Consider the following 14,609-nt stretch of genomic DNA (forward strand, 5'->3'; position numbering starts at 1 on the left):
GAGGTTTGATCATGGCTGCTTCCAACACTTCCTTCCTGCACGGCTGGCGCCTTTTCGTGACCATGGCTGTGGTCCTGATCGCCGTCGCACTGGCGGCGTTCACCCTGCAGCCCGACGTGGTCGAGGGCAGCCGCGCGGCGATCCGGGTCACTGCACGCACGTCGTTCCTGCTGTTCCTGGCCGCGTTCACCGCATCGTCGTTCGCCAGCCTGCTGCCCGGCCCGTTCACCCAGCACATGTTGCGCGAGCGGCGCATCATCGGCCTGTCATTCGCGTTCTCGCACCTGCTGCATGCGGTGGCGATCACCGCCTTCGGCATCCTCAACCCCGCGTTCTGGCCGGCACGCTCGGCCCTGGCCAACCTGCCGGGCACGATCGGCTATGTAGCCATCCTCGCCCTGGCCATCACCTCGTATCGTGGCATCGCCCGCCGCATGGGCCCCACCGTGTGGCGTCGCCTGCACGTGACCGGCATGTGGATCATCGCCGCAGTGTTCACCTATTCGTACTTCAAGCGCGTGCCCGGCAACTTCTGGTACGCGGTGCCCTCCGCGTTGCTCTTCACCGCTGTCGTGGTGCGTGCGATCGCCAAGCGGGCGCAGTCGCTGCGGCGCAATGCGCATGCGCGGCCACCGCTGCGGAGTTCTTGAGGAGGCGGTTACCTGTAGAGCCGAGCCCATGCTCGGCTGCCCCTGGCTCAGCCGAGCATGGGCTCGGCTCTACAGAGGGATCCCAGCACGATAGGCAGCGAATTCCCTGCGGAAAGGGATATGCCCCACTTCAGGTCACGGGGCGCGGCGCAGCGTGATCAGGGTGATTTCCGAGGACACCCCGATGCGCGCGGGGAATCCGGCCCACAGGCCAGCGCCATTGCTCACGTACAGGGTCATCCCATCCACGTCGTAGCGGCCGGAGACGAAGCCACCATTGGCCCGCTTCACCAATTGGTCCATGCCGATGATCTGCCCCCCGTGGGTATGCCCGGACAACTGCAGCTTCACACCGCGCGCAGCGGCCTCACGCGCATTGCGTGGGCGATGATCGAGCAGGATCACCGGCGCGGACGGATCGGCACCCTCCAGTGCAGCCTGGAGATCCGGCAGCGGCAGGCCATAACGCGCCGCCACCGGGTCGGTGACACCAGCGATGGTCAGCGCCGCATCACCGCGTCGCACCTGCAGGTGGCTGTTCTCCAGCACCTGCATGTGCAGTGCGCGGAACGCCTGCATCCATGCCTGGTACTGCGCGTAGTACTCGTGGTTGCCGGTGATGGCGATGACACCGTCCGGCGCATGCAGATCGGCCAACGGACGCGCGTCGTCGCGACGGGCCTCGACGCTGCCATCGATCAGATCGCCGGTGATCACGATCAGGTCCGGCTTCAGCGCGTTGCTCTCGGCCACCACTCTACGCACCCAGTCGCCGGTCAGCAGACGGCTGGCATGGATGTCGGTCAGCTGCAGCACGCGATAGCCGTCGAACGCCGCTGGCAGCCCGGCAATGCTCACCTCGATCTGCCGGGCATGAGGCACCGCCATGCCCTGGCTGACACCATAACCACTGACCAGCAGCGCCAGCACGCCGGCCGCCGGCCGCAAGCGCCGCGTGCGCAATGCGGCTACCGCACGTGGCCAGAGCAGCAGGCGGGACGCGAGCAGGCCCGCATCCATCGCCAGCATCAGCAACGCCAACAGCAACACCGCCGTGGAGCCGGTAGCCAGCGTGGCGATGGCCAGTTTCGGAATCTCGGGCGAGGCCATCGTGCCCCAGAACGTGGCGACGATACGCAGCTGCACGGCTACGCCCACCAGCAGCAGCGACAGCACGACCTTCTGCCAGGGGGGCATGCGCAGTGGCCAGAACAGGCGCCAGGCCACATACAGGCCCATCAACAAACCGATCGTACTCAGCACTGCAACCATCCGGGAGGGAAAGTGGGGGCCGCCATGGTGACGGCTGCGGGCGGCGTTGTGTAGCGCCGAGCCCATGCTCGGCTTCTCAACATGCAGCCGAGCATGGGCTCGGCTCTACATCAACAGGTGGGTCAGGCCATTCCGTCGAGGCGCTGCACCCGCAGGCGGGCGATGCGGCGCTTCTCCATCGCCAGCACGGTGATGCGCACACCCGCCACCTCCACCACATCGCCGATGTCCGGCAGCCGACCCAACTGCTCCAGCACCAGCCCGGAGATGGTCATGTAGTCGGCACTGCGCGGCAGCGATACGCCGGCCAGCCGCTGCAGGTCGTCCAGAGTCAGCGCACCGTCGGCCTCCCATTGGTCCTCGCCCTGCGCGACCACGCCATAGCGCTCGTCCTGGGTATCGACCAGGTCACCGGCAATGGCCGCCAGCAGGTCGTTGGCGGTCACCAGGCCTTCCACGCTGCCGTACTCGTCCACCGCCACCGCCAGCGGCACCGGGTGCTGGCGGATCAGTTCCAGCGCCTGCAGCGCGCTGGCACTGGACAGCACGTACTGCGGCTCGCGCAGGTTGCCCTCCAACTGCAGCGGCCTGCCCTGCAGCAGGTCGGCCAGCAGGTCGCGGCTCTGCACCACGCCACGCAGGCTGTCCAGGTCACCCTCACCCACCAGCAGGCGGGTGTGCGGCGACGCCACCAAGCGTGCCACCACATCCTCCTGCCCACGCGCCAAGTCGATCCACTGCACGTCGGCACGCACCGTCATCACGCTCGACACCGGGCGATCGGCCAGGCCCAGCACGCTGCGGATCATCTCGTGTTCGGCCGGCTGCAAGCGCTCTGCAGTGTCCACCTGCCCGTCCCCCCCTTCATCGTCGTGACCATTGGCCGGGCGCGCGCCCAGCATGCGCAGCACGGCATCGGCGGTGCGCTGGCGGAACGGCAGGCGGCGCTCGTTGCGCTCGCGGTTGAAACGCACCCACTGGTTGAACGCCTCGACCAGGATCGAGAAGGCGATCGCCGCGTACAGGTAGCCCTTGGGGATCTTGTAGCCCAGTCCTTCGGCCACCAGGCTGAAGCCGATCATCAGCAGGAAGCCCAGGCACAGCACCACCACGGTGGGATGTTTGTTGACGAAGCGGGTCAGCGGCTTGCTGGCCAGCAGCATCAGCGCCATGGCGATCGTCACGGCCGCATACATCACGCCCAGGTTGTCGACCATGCCGACCGCGGTGATCACCGAGTCCAGCGAGAACACCGCGTCGAGCACCACGATCTGCGCCACCACCATTGCGAAGCTGGCGTAGACCTTCTTGCCGTCCTCGTGGTGTTCGCGGCCTTCCAGCCGTTCGTGCAGTTCCATGGTGCCCTTGAACAGCAGGAACAGACCACCGCCAAGCAGGATCAGGTCTCGCCCGGAAAAGCTGTGGTCGAACAGCGTCAGCAGCGGCGCGGTCAGTTTCATGATCCAGGCCAGTGCGGCCAACAGCACCAGCCGCATCAGCAAGGCCAGCGCCAGGCCGATCACCCGCGCGCGGTCACGCTGGTGCGGCGGCAGCTTGTCGGCAAGGATCGCGATGAACACCAGGTTGTCGATGCCGAGAACGATCTCCAGCACGACCAGGGTTGCAAGGCCCATCCAGATCGAGGGGTCAGCCAACCATTCCATTTCAGGTCCGTTTCGTCAGTAGATAAGGGAAAAGAGCGACCGCTCAGTCAGCGTCATGTGCCTGCGCCGGGTCGTGCCCGAGCAGGTCACCGGGCGTGCACTGCAGCTCGCGGCAGATCGCATCAAGGGTGGAAAAGCGGATGGCGCGCGCCTTGCCGGTCTTCAGGATCGACAGGTTGGCCAGGGTGATGTCGATGCGCCCGGCCAGCTCGGACAGGGTCATGCCCCTTTCCTGCAGCATGCGGTCCAGGGTAATGACGATTGCCATCAGATGACACCGTCGAGGTCATCGCGCATCGCTGCGCCCACGGCGAAGACGCGCGCCAGCACGAACAGCATCAGCACGGCCACCAAGCCAGTGATCGACATGCCACCGCCGACCTCCATCCAGGTGAAATCCGGGCCCATCCAGGCCGCGTAGGCGCCGATCAGGATCGACAGCAGCTCCATCGCCAGCATCAGCCAGGCCATGCGCTGCAGGCGCTGTGCGTTGGCGTGGGTGAACGGCCGCTCGCGCGCCGCCGACTTCAGCAGCCGCAGCAGGTGGCGCAGGAACATCAGGCACAGCACCAGCAGCGCGACGATCGCGCCCAGGCCCAGGCAGAAATGCAGGAACAGGTCATTGCCATGCGCGGCGACAGCCGCAGCGTCATGCACGCTGTCGAGCAGCCAGCGGCGGTCGTGGGCGACCAGCGGCACGGCCAGCAGCGCGGCCAGGATGCCCAGCCAGCACATCGCCCTGACGGCCTGTACGGCCGCCAGGGCCAGGGTGAACAAGCCTCGCGCGGGTCTGGCGCGGGCGGGACGAGCGGTCAAGCGGCCTCCGGCATTGGGGTGGCCTCGCCGCCCCGGGGTGGATTTATCGATAAACGATATATCACATGCCGCGTGAAAGGCTGAATCGCGAGCGTCGCCCCTGTCAGGGCCCAGGTGCGTCCTGTGCCTGCATCGCTTCGCCAGGGGCGGCCGAGGCCATGGCCTGCACCCCGGCTTCGGCCGCCTGCCGCGTGACCAGGCGGAAGCGCACCTGTAGTTTGCCCTGCCCCGGCGTAGCCCAGCCGTACTGGATGGCCACCTGATCGGCCGACAGTGGCCCACGCCCTGGCAGCGACCGTACCTGCAACGGCTTCGGTGCGGCCTGCACCAACCGGGCAAACCCCTTCTGCACCACCGCCGCGTCGGCCTTCTCGGCGTAGACCGTACACGTTCCATCGTCAGCCCAGCTCACCGCATAGCGGCCACTGGCCAGCGGCACCATCCACGCCACGCCCGATTGCCCCTGCAACAGCGTGGCGGCTTCGGCCGGCTGCAGCGGCGACAGCCCATTGGATTCCATCAGCGACTGCAACCGCGCCGGGGCCCCGATGTGCTGCATGCAGGCGGTATCGAACAGCTCGCTGAAGGGATCCTGCGCCGGGGCCTTGGCCTTGGGCGCACGCGCGGGTTGCGCCACCACCAGTGTGGGCAGCAGGGCCAAAGCCAGCCAGAAGAACGCAGGACGCATCGGGATTCCACGCTACGGAAAACAGCGGGGAGGATGGCAAAGGCCTGGCGCGCCGCGCAATGGCCGCGATGGCCGCCAGCCTCCCGCTGCCGGGTCAGACGGCCATTTCGCCCTGGTCCTCGCCATCCCAATAGTGGATGCGGCTGGCGCGCACATGAATCAGCACCAGCCCCGGTGTATCCACGCCCTGCTCGAACCAGCGCTCAAGATCCTTCACCCAGTGCTCGCGCATCACAGCGCGATCGCGCACCAGCGCCGCCCTTCCCTGCACGTGCACGAACAACGGCGGCTTGCCCAGCAGCGACTTGCTGCCGGAAAAACCCAGCGCAACGGCGGGGTCAGCCTCAATCTCGTGCACCATGTCGGTGTCTTCCGTGGTGAAGAACCAGCTGTCACCGTCGTAGTCCACGTCACCGTTGTTGCTCATCGGACGACCGGCAATTTCTCCGCCGGCGCGGGTCTGCAGCATGGTGAAATCGATGTCGGCCATCTTCCTGGCCAGTTCGGGCAGGGTGAGCTGGGTCATGGTGTCGTCCTTCATCAAGTGGAATCCCAGCGTCTGCGCAGAGCGGTGACCGAAGCGTGGAAGGTCCATGGCGACTTCTTCACAGAAAACGAGATAGGGCGCGTGGCGCGTGCGTGACGCGCTGCTCACCACACCACCTGCGCTTGCAGCAGGTGCACGCCCCGTCGCGCGTCGGGCGATCCTGCAGACGCTGCGACGGGTGCATGCACGCATTGGCTGACGCGTGCCATCAGCGCGTGATGCGACCGCCACCCGCCACCCGTACCCGGTCACGCCCCTGTGCCTTGGCCTGGTACATGGCCGCATCGGCGGCACGCAGCAGGCTGCGCCAGCCCAGCGCATCGGTGCCGCCCTTGGCCACCCCGAAACTGGCGGTCACGCGCAGCACGATGCCCCCGGCCAGCGCGATGTCCATCTGCTGAAGCGCCAATCGCAATGATTCAGCCAGCTGGCGCCCGCCGGCCAGATCACCGTCGGCCAGCAGCACCAGGAACTCCTCGCCACCATAGCGGGCGATGTTGTCGCTGCGCCGCAGGTGGTGCCGCAGCAACTGCGCCACCTGCACCAGCACTTCGTCGCCGGCTTCATGGCCATGGCCATCGTTGATGGCCTTGAAGCGATCCACGTCCAGCAGGATCACCACGGCGCTTGCCTCGCCCCCCGCATGTCTCCGCTGCACCACCTCATCCAGCGCGCGCCGATTCAACAGCCCGGTCAGTTGGTCGGTACCGGCCAGCTGGCGCAGCTCGCTGGTCAACGCCGAACGCTCGCGCGATTTCTCGCGCAGCACTTCGATGGCATCGAACAGGCGCTGCATCTCGGCCAGCGGGTGGGTGACATTCTCCTCCGGACCGGGGGTATCCGAGGCAAGCTGGATCACCTGCTGCTGCGCCTGCAGCAGTGGCTGCAGGATCTGCAGGTGGGCAATGCGCAGGGCCATGCCCAGCACCACCAGCGTGCCCAGCGCGGTAGCCACCAGCACGGCCAGGCGCATGGTCTCACGGTTGCGACTGCGTTCGAAGCGGGCGATGGACACGCTCAGGTAGCCATCGCGCAGCGCCTCCAGCGACTGCAGGGTCGGCACGTAGCGATTGGTGAACGCGGCGGCGGTCCACGACGGCGGCACGCCACGGCGGCCATCCTCGATCAGCTGCTCGATCATCGGCAGTGACTCACCGAAGAGCTGCCGCCGCGCCATGTCCCAGTGCCAGGACAATTCCGGGTCGCTGCGGAACACCGACTCGTGGCTGCTCGCCAACCGCCACAGCTCCAGCAGGCGGCCCTCGGTCTGCAGCGCAGCGCGCACCTGTTCCTCGCGCCACGCCCCCGGTACCGCCACCGGCGCCATCACGTTCGAGGCCAGGCGGCCACCATGCTCGCGAAGATCGAACAACAGCTGGCCCTGCATTGCCGGAATCGCCGCCTCACGGTCGGCACTGACCAGCGCGTTGATCTGCGCCGAGGTCAGCAGATGCAGGCGATCAACCACCGCGAACATGCCGCTGATCGCAAGCTCCACCTCCTCCACACGGCGTGCGTCATGCGGTTGCGCCGCGACATGATCGACCGCAGCCCGCGCCGACTTCAGGCGACGCTGCGCGCTGGCCAGCAGGCAATGCTCGTCGTACACGCCCGGGTCATCCTTGAACACGGTGTCCAGCTGCAGCAGGGCGGTGTCGACCCGCTTGCGCGCGGCCGCCAGCTGCGCAGCCAGCCGTGCCTGTTCGGCGGCATCGGCCGGGTCAGCCCCCAGCAGGCTGTTGGCCGGGCCTCGCTCGGCCGAAGCCAGGTTGGCAAGATCGAAGGTCTGCCGCAGCTGCCGCAGGCTGGCCAGGTTGCCTTCGGCGTCGGTGTAGCGCAGTGTTCCCTGGACCAGGGCGATGGCCATCAACGGCAACGTGCACACGACAAACAGCCCAGCCAGGATCCAGACCCAGGTCCGCAACCTGATGGGCGATACCTTGCCGGCCATGCAGAATTCCCCTGAAGTGCGGCTCACTGTAGCGACCGGCTCCGGCGGCGCCAAGCCAGTGCCGCCCGATCCGCGAGGGGGGATATAGCGCAGCGCGCGCGAACGCGCCGACAATGCCGGCGCCCCGACGCCAGCCGATCAGATGCGACAGGTTACGCCGGGTCAGATCCAGCGCTGGTCGACCAGTTCGCGCTTCACGTAGGCATAGAACACCGGCGCCGCCACCAGGCCGGGCAGGCCGAACGCCGCCTCCATCACCAGCATGGCCAGCAGCAGCTCCCAGGCGCGGGCCTGGATTTCACCGCCGACGATGCGCGCATTGAGGAAGTACTCCAGCTTGTGGATCACGATCAGGTACAGCAGCGCCGCCACTGCCACGTAGAACGAGACAGACAGCGCAACGATGGTGATGATCGTGTTGGAAATGATGTTGCCCACCACCGGCAGCAGGCCGGCGACGAAGGTGATCAACACCAGGGTCTTGGACAGCGGCAGGTGCACACCGAACAGCGGCAGCACGCCCAGCAGGAAGATCGCGGTGAATACGGTGTTGAGCAGCGAGATCTTCACCTGTGCGAACACCACCTGGCGGAATGCGGTGGCCAGGCGGCTGGTGCGCCCGATCAGCTCCTGCGCCAACGGCCCCATCTTGGGCACGGGAAGTTCGTCGTACAGCGCGATCATCGCACCCAGCACCATGCCGATCAGCACGCGCACGCCCACCTGCACCACCGAGGTACCGGCCACGCCAAGCTGGCGCTGGTGCTCGGCGGCCCAGTCGTTCAGCGCCGCGCGCAGCGCCGGCATGTCTTCGGGAATGTAGGGTTGCAGCAGCGCCGGCACCTGGTGCCGCGAGGTGTTGAGGATCTCCATCAGGCGCGCCAGCAGCGCGTCCGGGCCGCCGGTCTCATTGCGGAAGAACGAGGCCACGCCGATGCCGGCCAATACCAGCGCGCTGATGATGATGGCCGACAATACGATCACCGCGATCGCCCGCGCTCGTCCCGGCGGCAGCTTGCCTTCCACGGTGGAGGCCAGCACGTGGGTCAGCTGGAACACCAGCAGCCCCGACAGCAGGGTCACCACCAGGCCCAGCTTCAACGCCAGCCACATGCCCAGCAACATCATCAACCACGCCGCGATCCGCGCAACGGGGGGCTTGGGCTGTGCAACGAGGGCGTCTTGCATGGGCGGTGCGTCCGGGCGGGGTGGCCCATGGTAGAGGATTGGTGGCGATGATTCCGGGTACAGCATGGACGAGCGCTACGCCCTCGTTCTGCGGTATGCCCACCGCCCCCGGCCCACTATTCGCCATAGCTGGCGTTGTTCTTGCCCTGGCGCTTGGCGTGGTAGAGCGCACGGTCGGCCAGTGCCAGCCAGTCCTCGACGCTGCCACCGCGCGGCGTTGCCGCGATGCCGATGCTGACGCTGAACTCGATACCCGGTGTTGCCTGCCGTGCTGCTTCCAGCAGGTGCAGGCGGACCCGCTCGGCCACCTGCATAGCATCGATGGGCGCACAGTCGTGCAGCAGCACCACGAACTCGTCGCCTCCCAGCCGCGCAGGGGTATCACCGGGCCGGGCGAAGGCGCGCAAGGTGGACGCGATATGGCGCAGCACTTCGTCCCCGGCACGATGACCATGCGAGTCATTGATGCGCTTGAAGTCATCCACATCAAGCATCAGCAGGCAGGCGAAACCACCCTGACCCTGCGCCTTGTCCAGTGCCTGCTGCGCGCGGACGATCAGGAAGCCGCGGTTGGCCAGCTCCACCAGCGGGTCCATCCGGCTCAGCCGCTTCAACTGGCGGTTCTGCGATTTCACCCGACGGGCCAGCTGCCAGCTGAGAATGCTCAGCCCGATGCCATACACGAACAGGAACGGGATGCTCAGCATGATCGTGCGTTGCGAGGTCACCGGCTGGAATGGGAAGCCGAGCGCCCACCAGGTGAGTGCGAAGCCCAGCAGCAGCGCCAACGTGGCGCGCGTCGCCAGGCGCACGCCACCGGCTGCGATCTTGTCGGCCACCAGCAGCGCGGCAAACAGCGCGCTGGGCACGGCACTGAGCGCCATGAATGCGATCCAGCCGCCGCCGAACAGGGAATCGGCCACCATGCAGCGGAACTGGACGCGCGCCGGCTGGCGGGAGCGCCGGGTCAGCAGCAGCGCCAGCGCGGGCCACGCCAGCGCGTTGAGCAGCAGCAGGACCCACGCCCATCCGCCATTCTGCCGTTCGAGGATGATCGACGCGATGGGGATCGCCCCCAGTCCATTGCCGACAAAACGCATCCAGCCGATGCGACGTGCCGCGCCAATGCCTTCGACCGCGCCTTCCGCCGAATCGGTGAAGAATGGCATTGCCCCCTCCTGCGCGATCGCACCTGCTGCTACGGCCCTTGCCGGGCTGGTTGCCGGTGAGTCTGACAGGTTCGCGTCAATTCGGGATCAAGGCGGCGCCCCGTGGCGCGGTGTTCACCCGCCCCTGGGGGCCGCCGTGGAACCGCGCAGCATGAAGCTGAACTCCAGCGTCTGCTGCAGCGGCACATCGACCTGTTCGATGATGGCGAGCAGCAGGTTGACCGCGCGCTCGCCAATCTGCCGCATCGGCTGCCTGATCGTCGTCAGCGGCGGCGTGAGGTAGCGCGAGGAGGCCAGGTCGTCAAAGCCGACGATGGACAGGTCCTCCGGCACGCGGATGTCCAGCTCCCGGCAGGCAGCGAGAGTGCCCAGCGCCATCTGGTCGCTGAAACAGAAGACCGCAGTCGGCACCGGCGCGACGGCCAACATCGACATCGCAGCTGCATGGCCGGACTCCACCGAAAAGTCACCCGGCATGATGTGCAGCTGGCGCAGGCGCCCACGCGCCTTGCCCGCCGCCCGGACCCCTTCCATCCGTTGCTGGTGCAGCGGATTGTCGGGTGGTCCTCCCACCACCGCGATCCGTTCGTGTCCCAGTCCATACAGGTGTTCCATCACCGTGCGCGCGGCGGCGGCATTGTCAATGTGGACGCTGGGAATCCCCAGTGCGGGATCGAATTCACAGCCGTTGACCACCGGTGCGGCGGAACCGCGTTGCTCAACGATGTCACGCGCCGTAGGTGGCAGGCGATGCCCCAGCACGATCATGCCGTCGGCCTCGTTGCGCCGGAGCATCTGCGCGTAGCGCTCCTCGCGGTCCGGTTGATGCTGGGTATCCCCCAGCAGGACCGCGTAGCCGACCGCCTGCGCTGCGTCCTCCGCGCCCTGCAGGATCTGGGCGAAGAACGGATTGGCAATGTCCGGGACGGTGACCAGGATCTTGCCGCTGCGGTGGGTCTTGAGCGTGCGCGCCACCGTGTTGGGCACATAGCCCAGCGCGGCGGCCGCCTGCTCGATGCGCGCACGGGTGGCCGGCAGGACCTTGTCCGGCCGGGACAGTGCCCGCGACACCGTGCCGGCGGAGACGCCGACGTGCTTTGCGATGTCGTAGATGGTGGCCATGGCGTTAGTTCTCCCGTCCGCTGTGCAGTGCACAACAGGTCCTGCGTGCGCCCCTGCTAGGATAATGCAATCGATTGCATCGAGGGCGAATCACGTTGAAGACGCTCAAGGGTCCAGCGCTGTTCCTGGCGCAGTTCATCGGCGACACAGCTCCTTTTGATCGGCTGGACACGCTGGCCGGATGGGCCGCGGGTCTGGGCTATTCTGGCGTACAAGTTCCCACCTCCGCGCCCCGCCTGTTCGATCTGTCCGAGGCGGCACGCAGCCAGGCGTACTGCGACGATATTGCCGGCATGCTGGCCGGTTACGGCCTTCAGATCACCGAATTGTCTACCCATCTGCAGGGGCAACTGGTCGCGGTCCATCCTGCCTACGACAGCCTGTTCGACGGATTCGCACCGGCGAACGTGCGCGGCAACCCGCCGGCGCGCCAGGCGTGGGCGGTGGAGCAGCTGCGGCTGGCGGCTCAGGCCAGCCAGCGCCTGGGGCTGGCCGCGCATGCCACCTTCTCCGGCGCACTGGCCTGGCCCTATTTCTATCCGTGGCCGCAGCGCCCGCCGGGCCTGGTGGAAGAAGCCTTCGCCGAACTCGGCCGCCGCTGGCGACCGATCCTGGATGTCTTCGACACCTGTGGCGTGGACCTGTGCTTCGAGCTCCACCCGGGCGAGGACCTGCACGATGGCGCAACCTTCGAGCGCTTCCTTGACGTGGTCGATCACCACCCGCGCGCGAAGATCCTGTACGACCCCAGCCACCTGCTGCTGCAGCAGATGGACTACCTCGGTTTCATCGATCGCTACCACGCGCGCATCGGCGTCTTCCACGTGAAGGACGCGGAGTACCGGCCCAGCGCGCGCAGCGGCGTGTATGGCGGCTACCAGGACTGGATCGATCGCCCGGGCCGGTTCCGTTCACTCGGTGATGGCCAGATCGACTTCAAGGCGATCTTCTCCAGATTCGCGCAGTACGACTTCCCGGGCTGGGCGGTACTGGAATGGGAGTGCTGCCTGAAGCACCCGGAAGACGGTGCACGCGAGGGCGCCGCCTTCATCCGCGATCACATCATCCGTGTAACCGAACGCGCCTTCGACGATTTTGCCGGGAGCGGCACGGATCTGGAATCACTTCACCGCATGCTGGGAATCTGAACCATTTCCGCCCCGGGAGGGCAAGCCATGACGCACGCGATGTCGCGCCTGGGCGCGATGATGTTTCTGCAGTTCTTCATCTGGGGGGCGTGGTTCGTCACCCTGGGGACGTACCTTGTGCAGGGCCCCTTGCAGGCCAGCGCGAGCCAAGTGGCAACCGCGTTCCTCAGCCAGTCCATCGGCGCCATCGTGGCACCCTTCCTGGTCGGCCTGATCGCGGACCGCTATTTCGCGGCGCAGCGCATCCTGGCAGTACTGCACCTGGCTGGCGCGGTGCTGATGTGGCTGGCTTCCACCGCCACCAGTTTCAGCGTGTTTTCCGCGTGCGTCATGGGCTACATGCTGCTGTTCATGCCGACGCTGGCCCTGGCCAACAGCGTGGCGATGCGGCACATGCAATCGCCGGAGAAGCAGTTCCCGCTGGTACGCGTGGCCGGCAGCGTCGGCTGGATCGTCGCAGGCGTGCTGATCGGCTGGCTGGGCTGGGAACAGGCGCATCGGCTTGAACTGACGTTCCGGATGGCGGCGGCGGCATCGCTGGTGCTGGGCCTGTATGCGTTCACCCTGCCGCACACGCCACCACTGGCGCAGCAGCGCGAGGCCGGGCTGGGACAGATCCTGGGGCTGGATTCGTTGCGGCTGCTGAAATCGCGTGCCTATCTGGTGTTCTTCCTGGCCTCCATCGCCATCTGCATTCCGCTGTCGTTCTACTACAACTTCACCAATCCGTATCTCAACGATCTGGGCGTGCAGGGCGCCGCCGGCCTGCAGTCGCTGGGCCAGGTGTCCGAAGTGCTGCTGATGCTGGCCATGCCCTTCCTGTTCGTGCGGCTGGGGGTGAAGACCATGCTGGCGGTCGGCATGGCCGCCTGGGTGGTGCGCTACGCCCTGTTCGCCTTCGGCGATGCGGGCAGCGGCTTCCCGCTGCTGGTGATCGGCATCGTGCTGCACGGCATCTGCTACGACTTCTTCTTCGTCACCGGCCAGATCTACACCGACGCCCATGCCGGCCCCGCCGCGCGCAGCAGCGCACAGGGCTTCATCACCCTGGCCACCTACGGCGTGGGCATGCTGATCGGCACCTTCCTGTCCGGTGCCGTTGTGGAGCACTTCACCACCGCAGCAGGCCCGGACTGGCAACAGATCTGGTTGTTCCCGGCCGGTGTTGCACTGGTGGTGCTGATCGCCTTCCTGCTGTTGTTCCGCGACCGCCCGGCAGCTGCTGCAGCGCCGTACACACCCTGAGGAGACCGGCCGATGCCCCACCTTGGAATCGCCATCGTTGGTACCGGCATGATCGGCGCGGTGCATCGCCGCGCGGCACTGCTGGCGGGCGCCGCGGTACGCGGCGTACTGGCCTCGTCGCCACAGCGCGCGAGCGAGGTGGCACACGCGTGGAATGTCCCGCGCGCCTATCGCGATATCAATGACGTCGTCGCTGACCCCCAGGTACAGGTCGTGCACATCTGCACGCCCAACCACCTGCACCGCGCGATGGCGCAGGTCGCGCTGGAAGCCGGCAAGCACGTGATCTGCGAGAAACCGTTGGCGACGACGCTGGACGATGCACGGGCGCTCGCGGCGCTGGCTGCCTCGACCGGATTGGTTGCCACCGTCCCCTTCGTCTACCGCTACCACCCGGTGGTCCGCGAGGCGCGTGCACGCATCGCGCAGGGTGAACTTGGGCCGTTGCACCTGATCCATGGCAGCTACCTGCAGGACTGGCTGCTGGACCCGGCCAGCAACAACTGGCGGGTTGACCCGGCGCTGGGCGGCGCGTCGCGCGTGTTCGCCGACATCGGCTCGCACTGGTGTGACCTGGTGGAATGGGTCAGTGGCGAACGCTTCACCGAAGCGAGCGCGGCGTTCGCCACGGTCATCGCCGAGCGCAGCGCCACCACTGGCCAGAGCTTCAGCACGCCGGCGACAGGCGGCGCAAGGCAGGCGGTCGAGAGCGAGGACGTGGCCGCAGCGATGTTCAGGACCGGCGCCGGCACGCTGGCGTCATTGACGGTCAGCCAGGTCTCGGCCGGACGCCACAACCGGCTCTGGTTCGAGATCGATGGCGCCAATGCGAGCGTGGCGTTCAACCAGGAGGATGCCGAGCGGCTGTGGATCGGCCGGCCCGAGCAGCGCGAGGAAATCTTCGTGCGCGGCCCGGGTGCCGGCAGTGCCGAACAGCGCCGGTTGTCGCCGCTGCCAGCGGGGCATGCCCAGGGCTACGGCCACTGCTTCGAAGCGTTCGTCGCCGACACCTATCGTGCCGTTGACGGCGAGCGCTTCGAAGGCCTGCCCACCTTCGAAGACGGCCTGCGCTCGGCGCGGATCGTCGATCGCGTCATTGCATCGGCCAGGTCACGCGCCTGGACCGCCATCGGTTGAATCCCGGGAGGA

General features: G+C 67.1%; 15 protein-coding genes. 5 read left to right on the plus strand and 10 right to left on the minus strand.

The genetic code is table 11. The annotated features are described in order from the left end of the window. Nucleotides 1-11: 11 nt before the first annotated feature. Nucleotides 12-650: a ferric reductase-like transmembrane domain-containing protein gene (locus G370_RS0103410; protein WP_026346951.1), complete on the plus strand. Its 639-nt coding sequence runs from the start codon at nucleotides 12-14 to the stop codon at nucleotides 648-650. A gap of 135 nt (nucleotides 651-785) precedes the next feature. Here G370_RS0103410 and G370_RS0103415 read toward each other — a convergent pair whose 3' ends face one another. The 7 genes from G370_RS0103415 to G370_RS0103445 all read right to left on the minus strand — a co-directional run bounded on the left by G370_RS0103415 (nucleotide 786) and on the right by G370_RS0103445 (nucleotide 7,504). Then, nucleotides 786-1,922 carry a metallophosphoesterase gene (locus tag G370_RS0103415; RefSeq protein WP_019659353.1) on the minus strand — a complete coding sequence of 379 codons (1,137 nt, stop codon included), beginning with the start codon at nucleotides 1,920-1,922 and terminating at the stop codon, nucleotides 786-788. Nucleotides 1,923-2,044: 122 nt separating this feature from the next. After that, entirely contained in the window at nucleotides 2,045-3,586 is a 1,542-nt protein-coding gene (locus G370_RS0103420) for a TerC family protein (RefSeq protein WP_019659354.1), read from the minus strand. A gap of 43 nt (nucleotides 3,587-3,629) precedes the next feature. Then, entirely contained in the window at nucleotides 3,630-3,854 is a 225-nt protein-coding gene (locus tag G370_RS0103425; RefSeq protein WP_019659355.1) for a helix-turn-helix domain-containing protein, read from the minus strand. Beyond that, nucleotides 3,854-4,321: a DUF2975 domain-containing protein gene (locus G370_RS0103430; protein ID WP_026346953.1), complete on the minus strand. Its 468-nt coding sequence runs from the start codon at nucleotides 4,319-4,321 to the stop codon at nucleotides 3,854-3,856. The genes G370_RS0103425 and G370_RS0103430 overlap by 1 nt, the downstream gene beginning before the upstream one ends. 184 nt (nucleotides 4,322-4,505) lie before the next feature. Then, the gene (locus G370_RS0103435; protein ID WP_019659357.1) at nucleotides 4,506-5,090 is read right to left on the minus strand and encodes an NMCC_0638 family (lipo)protein; all 585 of its coding nucleotides are present in this window, start codon (nucleotides 5,088-5,090) and stop codon (nucleotides 4,506-4,508) included. Between the two features lie 94 nt (nucleotides 5,091-5,184). After that, on the minus strand, nucleotides 5,185-5,616 hold the full coding sequence (locus tag G370_RS0103440) for a pyridoxamine 5'-phosphate oxidase family protein (RefSeq protein ID WP_026346954.1): 432 nt from the start codon (nucleotides 5,614-5,616) through the stop codon (nucleotides 5,185-5,187). 229 nt (nucleotides 5,617-5,845) lie between these two features. Next, nucleotides 5,846-7,504 carry a GGDEF domain-containing protein gene (locus tag G370_RS0103445; protein WP_245541197.1) on the minus strand — a complete coding sequence of 553 codons (1,659 nt, stop codon included), beginning with the start codon at nucleotides 7,502-7,504 and terminating at the stop codon, nucleotides 5,846-5,848. On the opposite strand from G370_RS0103445, the gene G370_RS1000000121865 reads away from it, so the two are divergent. Beyond that, nucleotides 7,497-7,676 (plus strand): hypothetical protein, encoded by a 180-nt coding sequence (locus G370_RS1000000121865; protein ID WP_227851995.1) that lies wholly within the window; start codon nucleotides 7,497-7,499, stop codon nucleotides 7,674-7,676. The genes G370_RS0103445 and G370_RS1000000121865 overlap by 8 nt on opposite strands. A gap of 74 nt (nucleotides 7,677-7,750) precedes the next feature. Here the strand turns inward: G370_RS1000000121865 and G370_RS0103450 are convergent, their stop codons facing one another. From G370_RS0103450 to G370_RS0103460, 3 genes are all read right to left on the minus strand, one after another. After that, a complete protein-coding gene (locus tag G370_RS0103450; protein ID WP_019659360.1) occupies nucleotides 7,751-8,776 on the minus strand; it encodes an AI-2E family transporter in 1,026 nt (341 codons plus the stop codon). Nucleotides 8,777-8,892: 116 nt separating this feature from the next. Further along, complete coding sequence (locus G370_RS0103455; protein WP_019659361.1) at nucleotides 8,893-9,945, minus strand: sensor domain-containing diguanylate cyclase; 1,053 nt, start codon at nucleotides 9,943-9,945, stop codon at nucleotides 8,893-8,895. 114 nt (nucleotides 9,946-10,059) lie between these two features. Beyond that, on the minus strand, nucleotides 10,060-11,067 hold the full coding sequence (locus G370_RS0103460; RefSeq protein ID WP_019659362.1) for a LacI family DNA-binding transcriptional regulator: 1,008 nt from the start codon (nucleotides 11,065-11,067) through the stop codon (nucleotides 10,060-10,062). A 95-nt stretch (nucleotides 11,068-11,162) separates the two neighbouring features. Between G370_RS0103460 and G370_RS0103465 the strand changes: the two genes are divergently transcribed. From G370_RS0103465 to G370_RS0103475, 3 genes are read left to right on the plus strand one after another with little or no spacing between them, the layout of a single operon-like run. Beyond that, nucleotides 11,163-12,215, plus strand: a complete 1,053-nt coding sequence (locus G370_RS0103465) for a sugar phosphate isomerase/epimerase family protein (protein ID WP_019659363.1) — start codon at nucleotides 11,163-11,165, stop codon at nucleotides 12,213-12,215. A 27-nt stretch (nucleotides 12,216-12,242) separates the two neighbouring features. After that, the gene (locus tag G370_RS0103470; RefSeq protein WP_019659364.1) at nucleotides 12,243-13,460 is read left to right on the plus strand and encodes a nucleoside permease; all 1,218 of its coding nucleotides are present in this window, start codon (nucleotides 12,243-12,245) and stop codon (nucleotides 13,458-13,460) included. 12 nt (nucleotides 13,461-13,472) lie between these two features. Beyond that, nucleotides 13,473-14,597, plus strand: coding sequence for a Gfo/Idh/MocA family protein (locus tag G370_RS0103475; protein ID WP_019659365.1), 1,125 nt, complete (start codon nucleotides 13,473-13,475; stop codon nucleotides 14,595-14,597). Nucleotides 14,598-14,609 lie beyond the last annotated feature (12 nt).

This window comes from Stenotrophomonas hibiscicola ATCC 19867 (genome assembly GCF_000382065.1).
Taxonomy (GTDB): Bacteria; Pseudomonadota; Gammaproteobacteria; order Xanthomonadales; family Xanthomonadaceae; genus Stenotrophomonas; species Stenotrophomonas hibiscicola.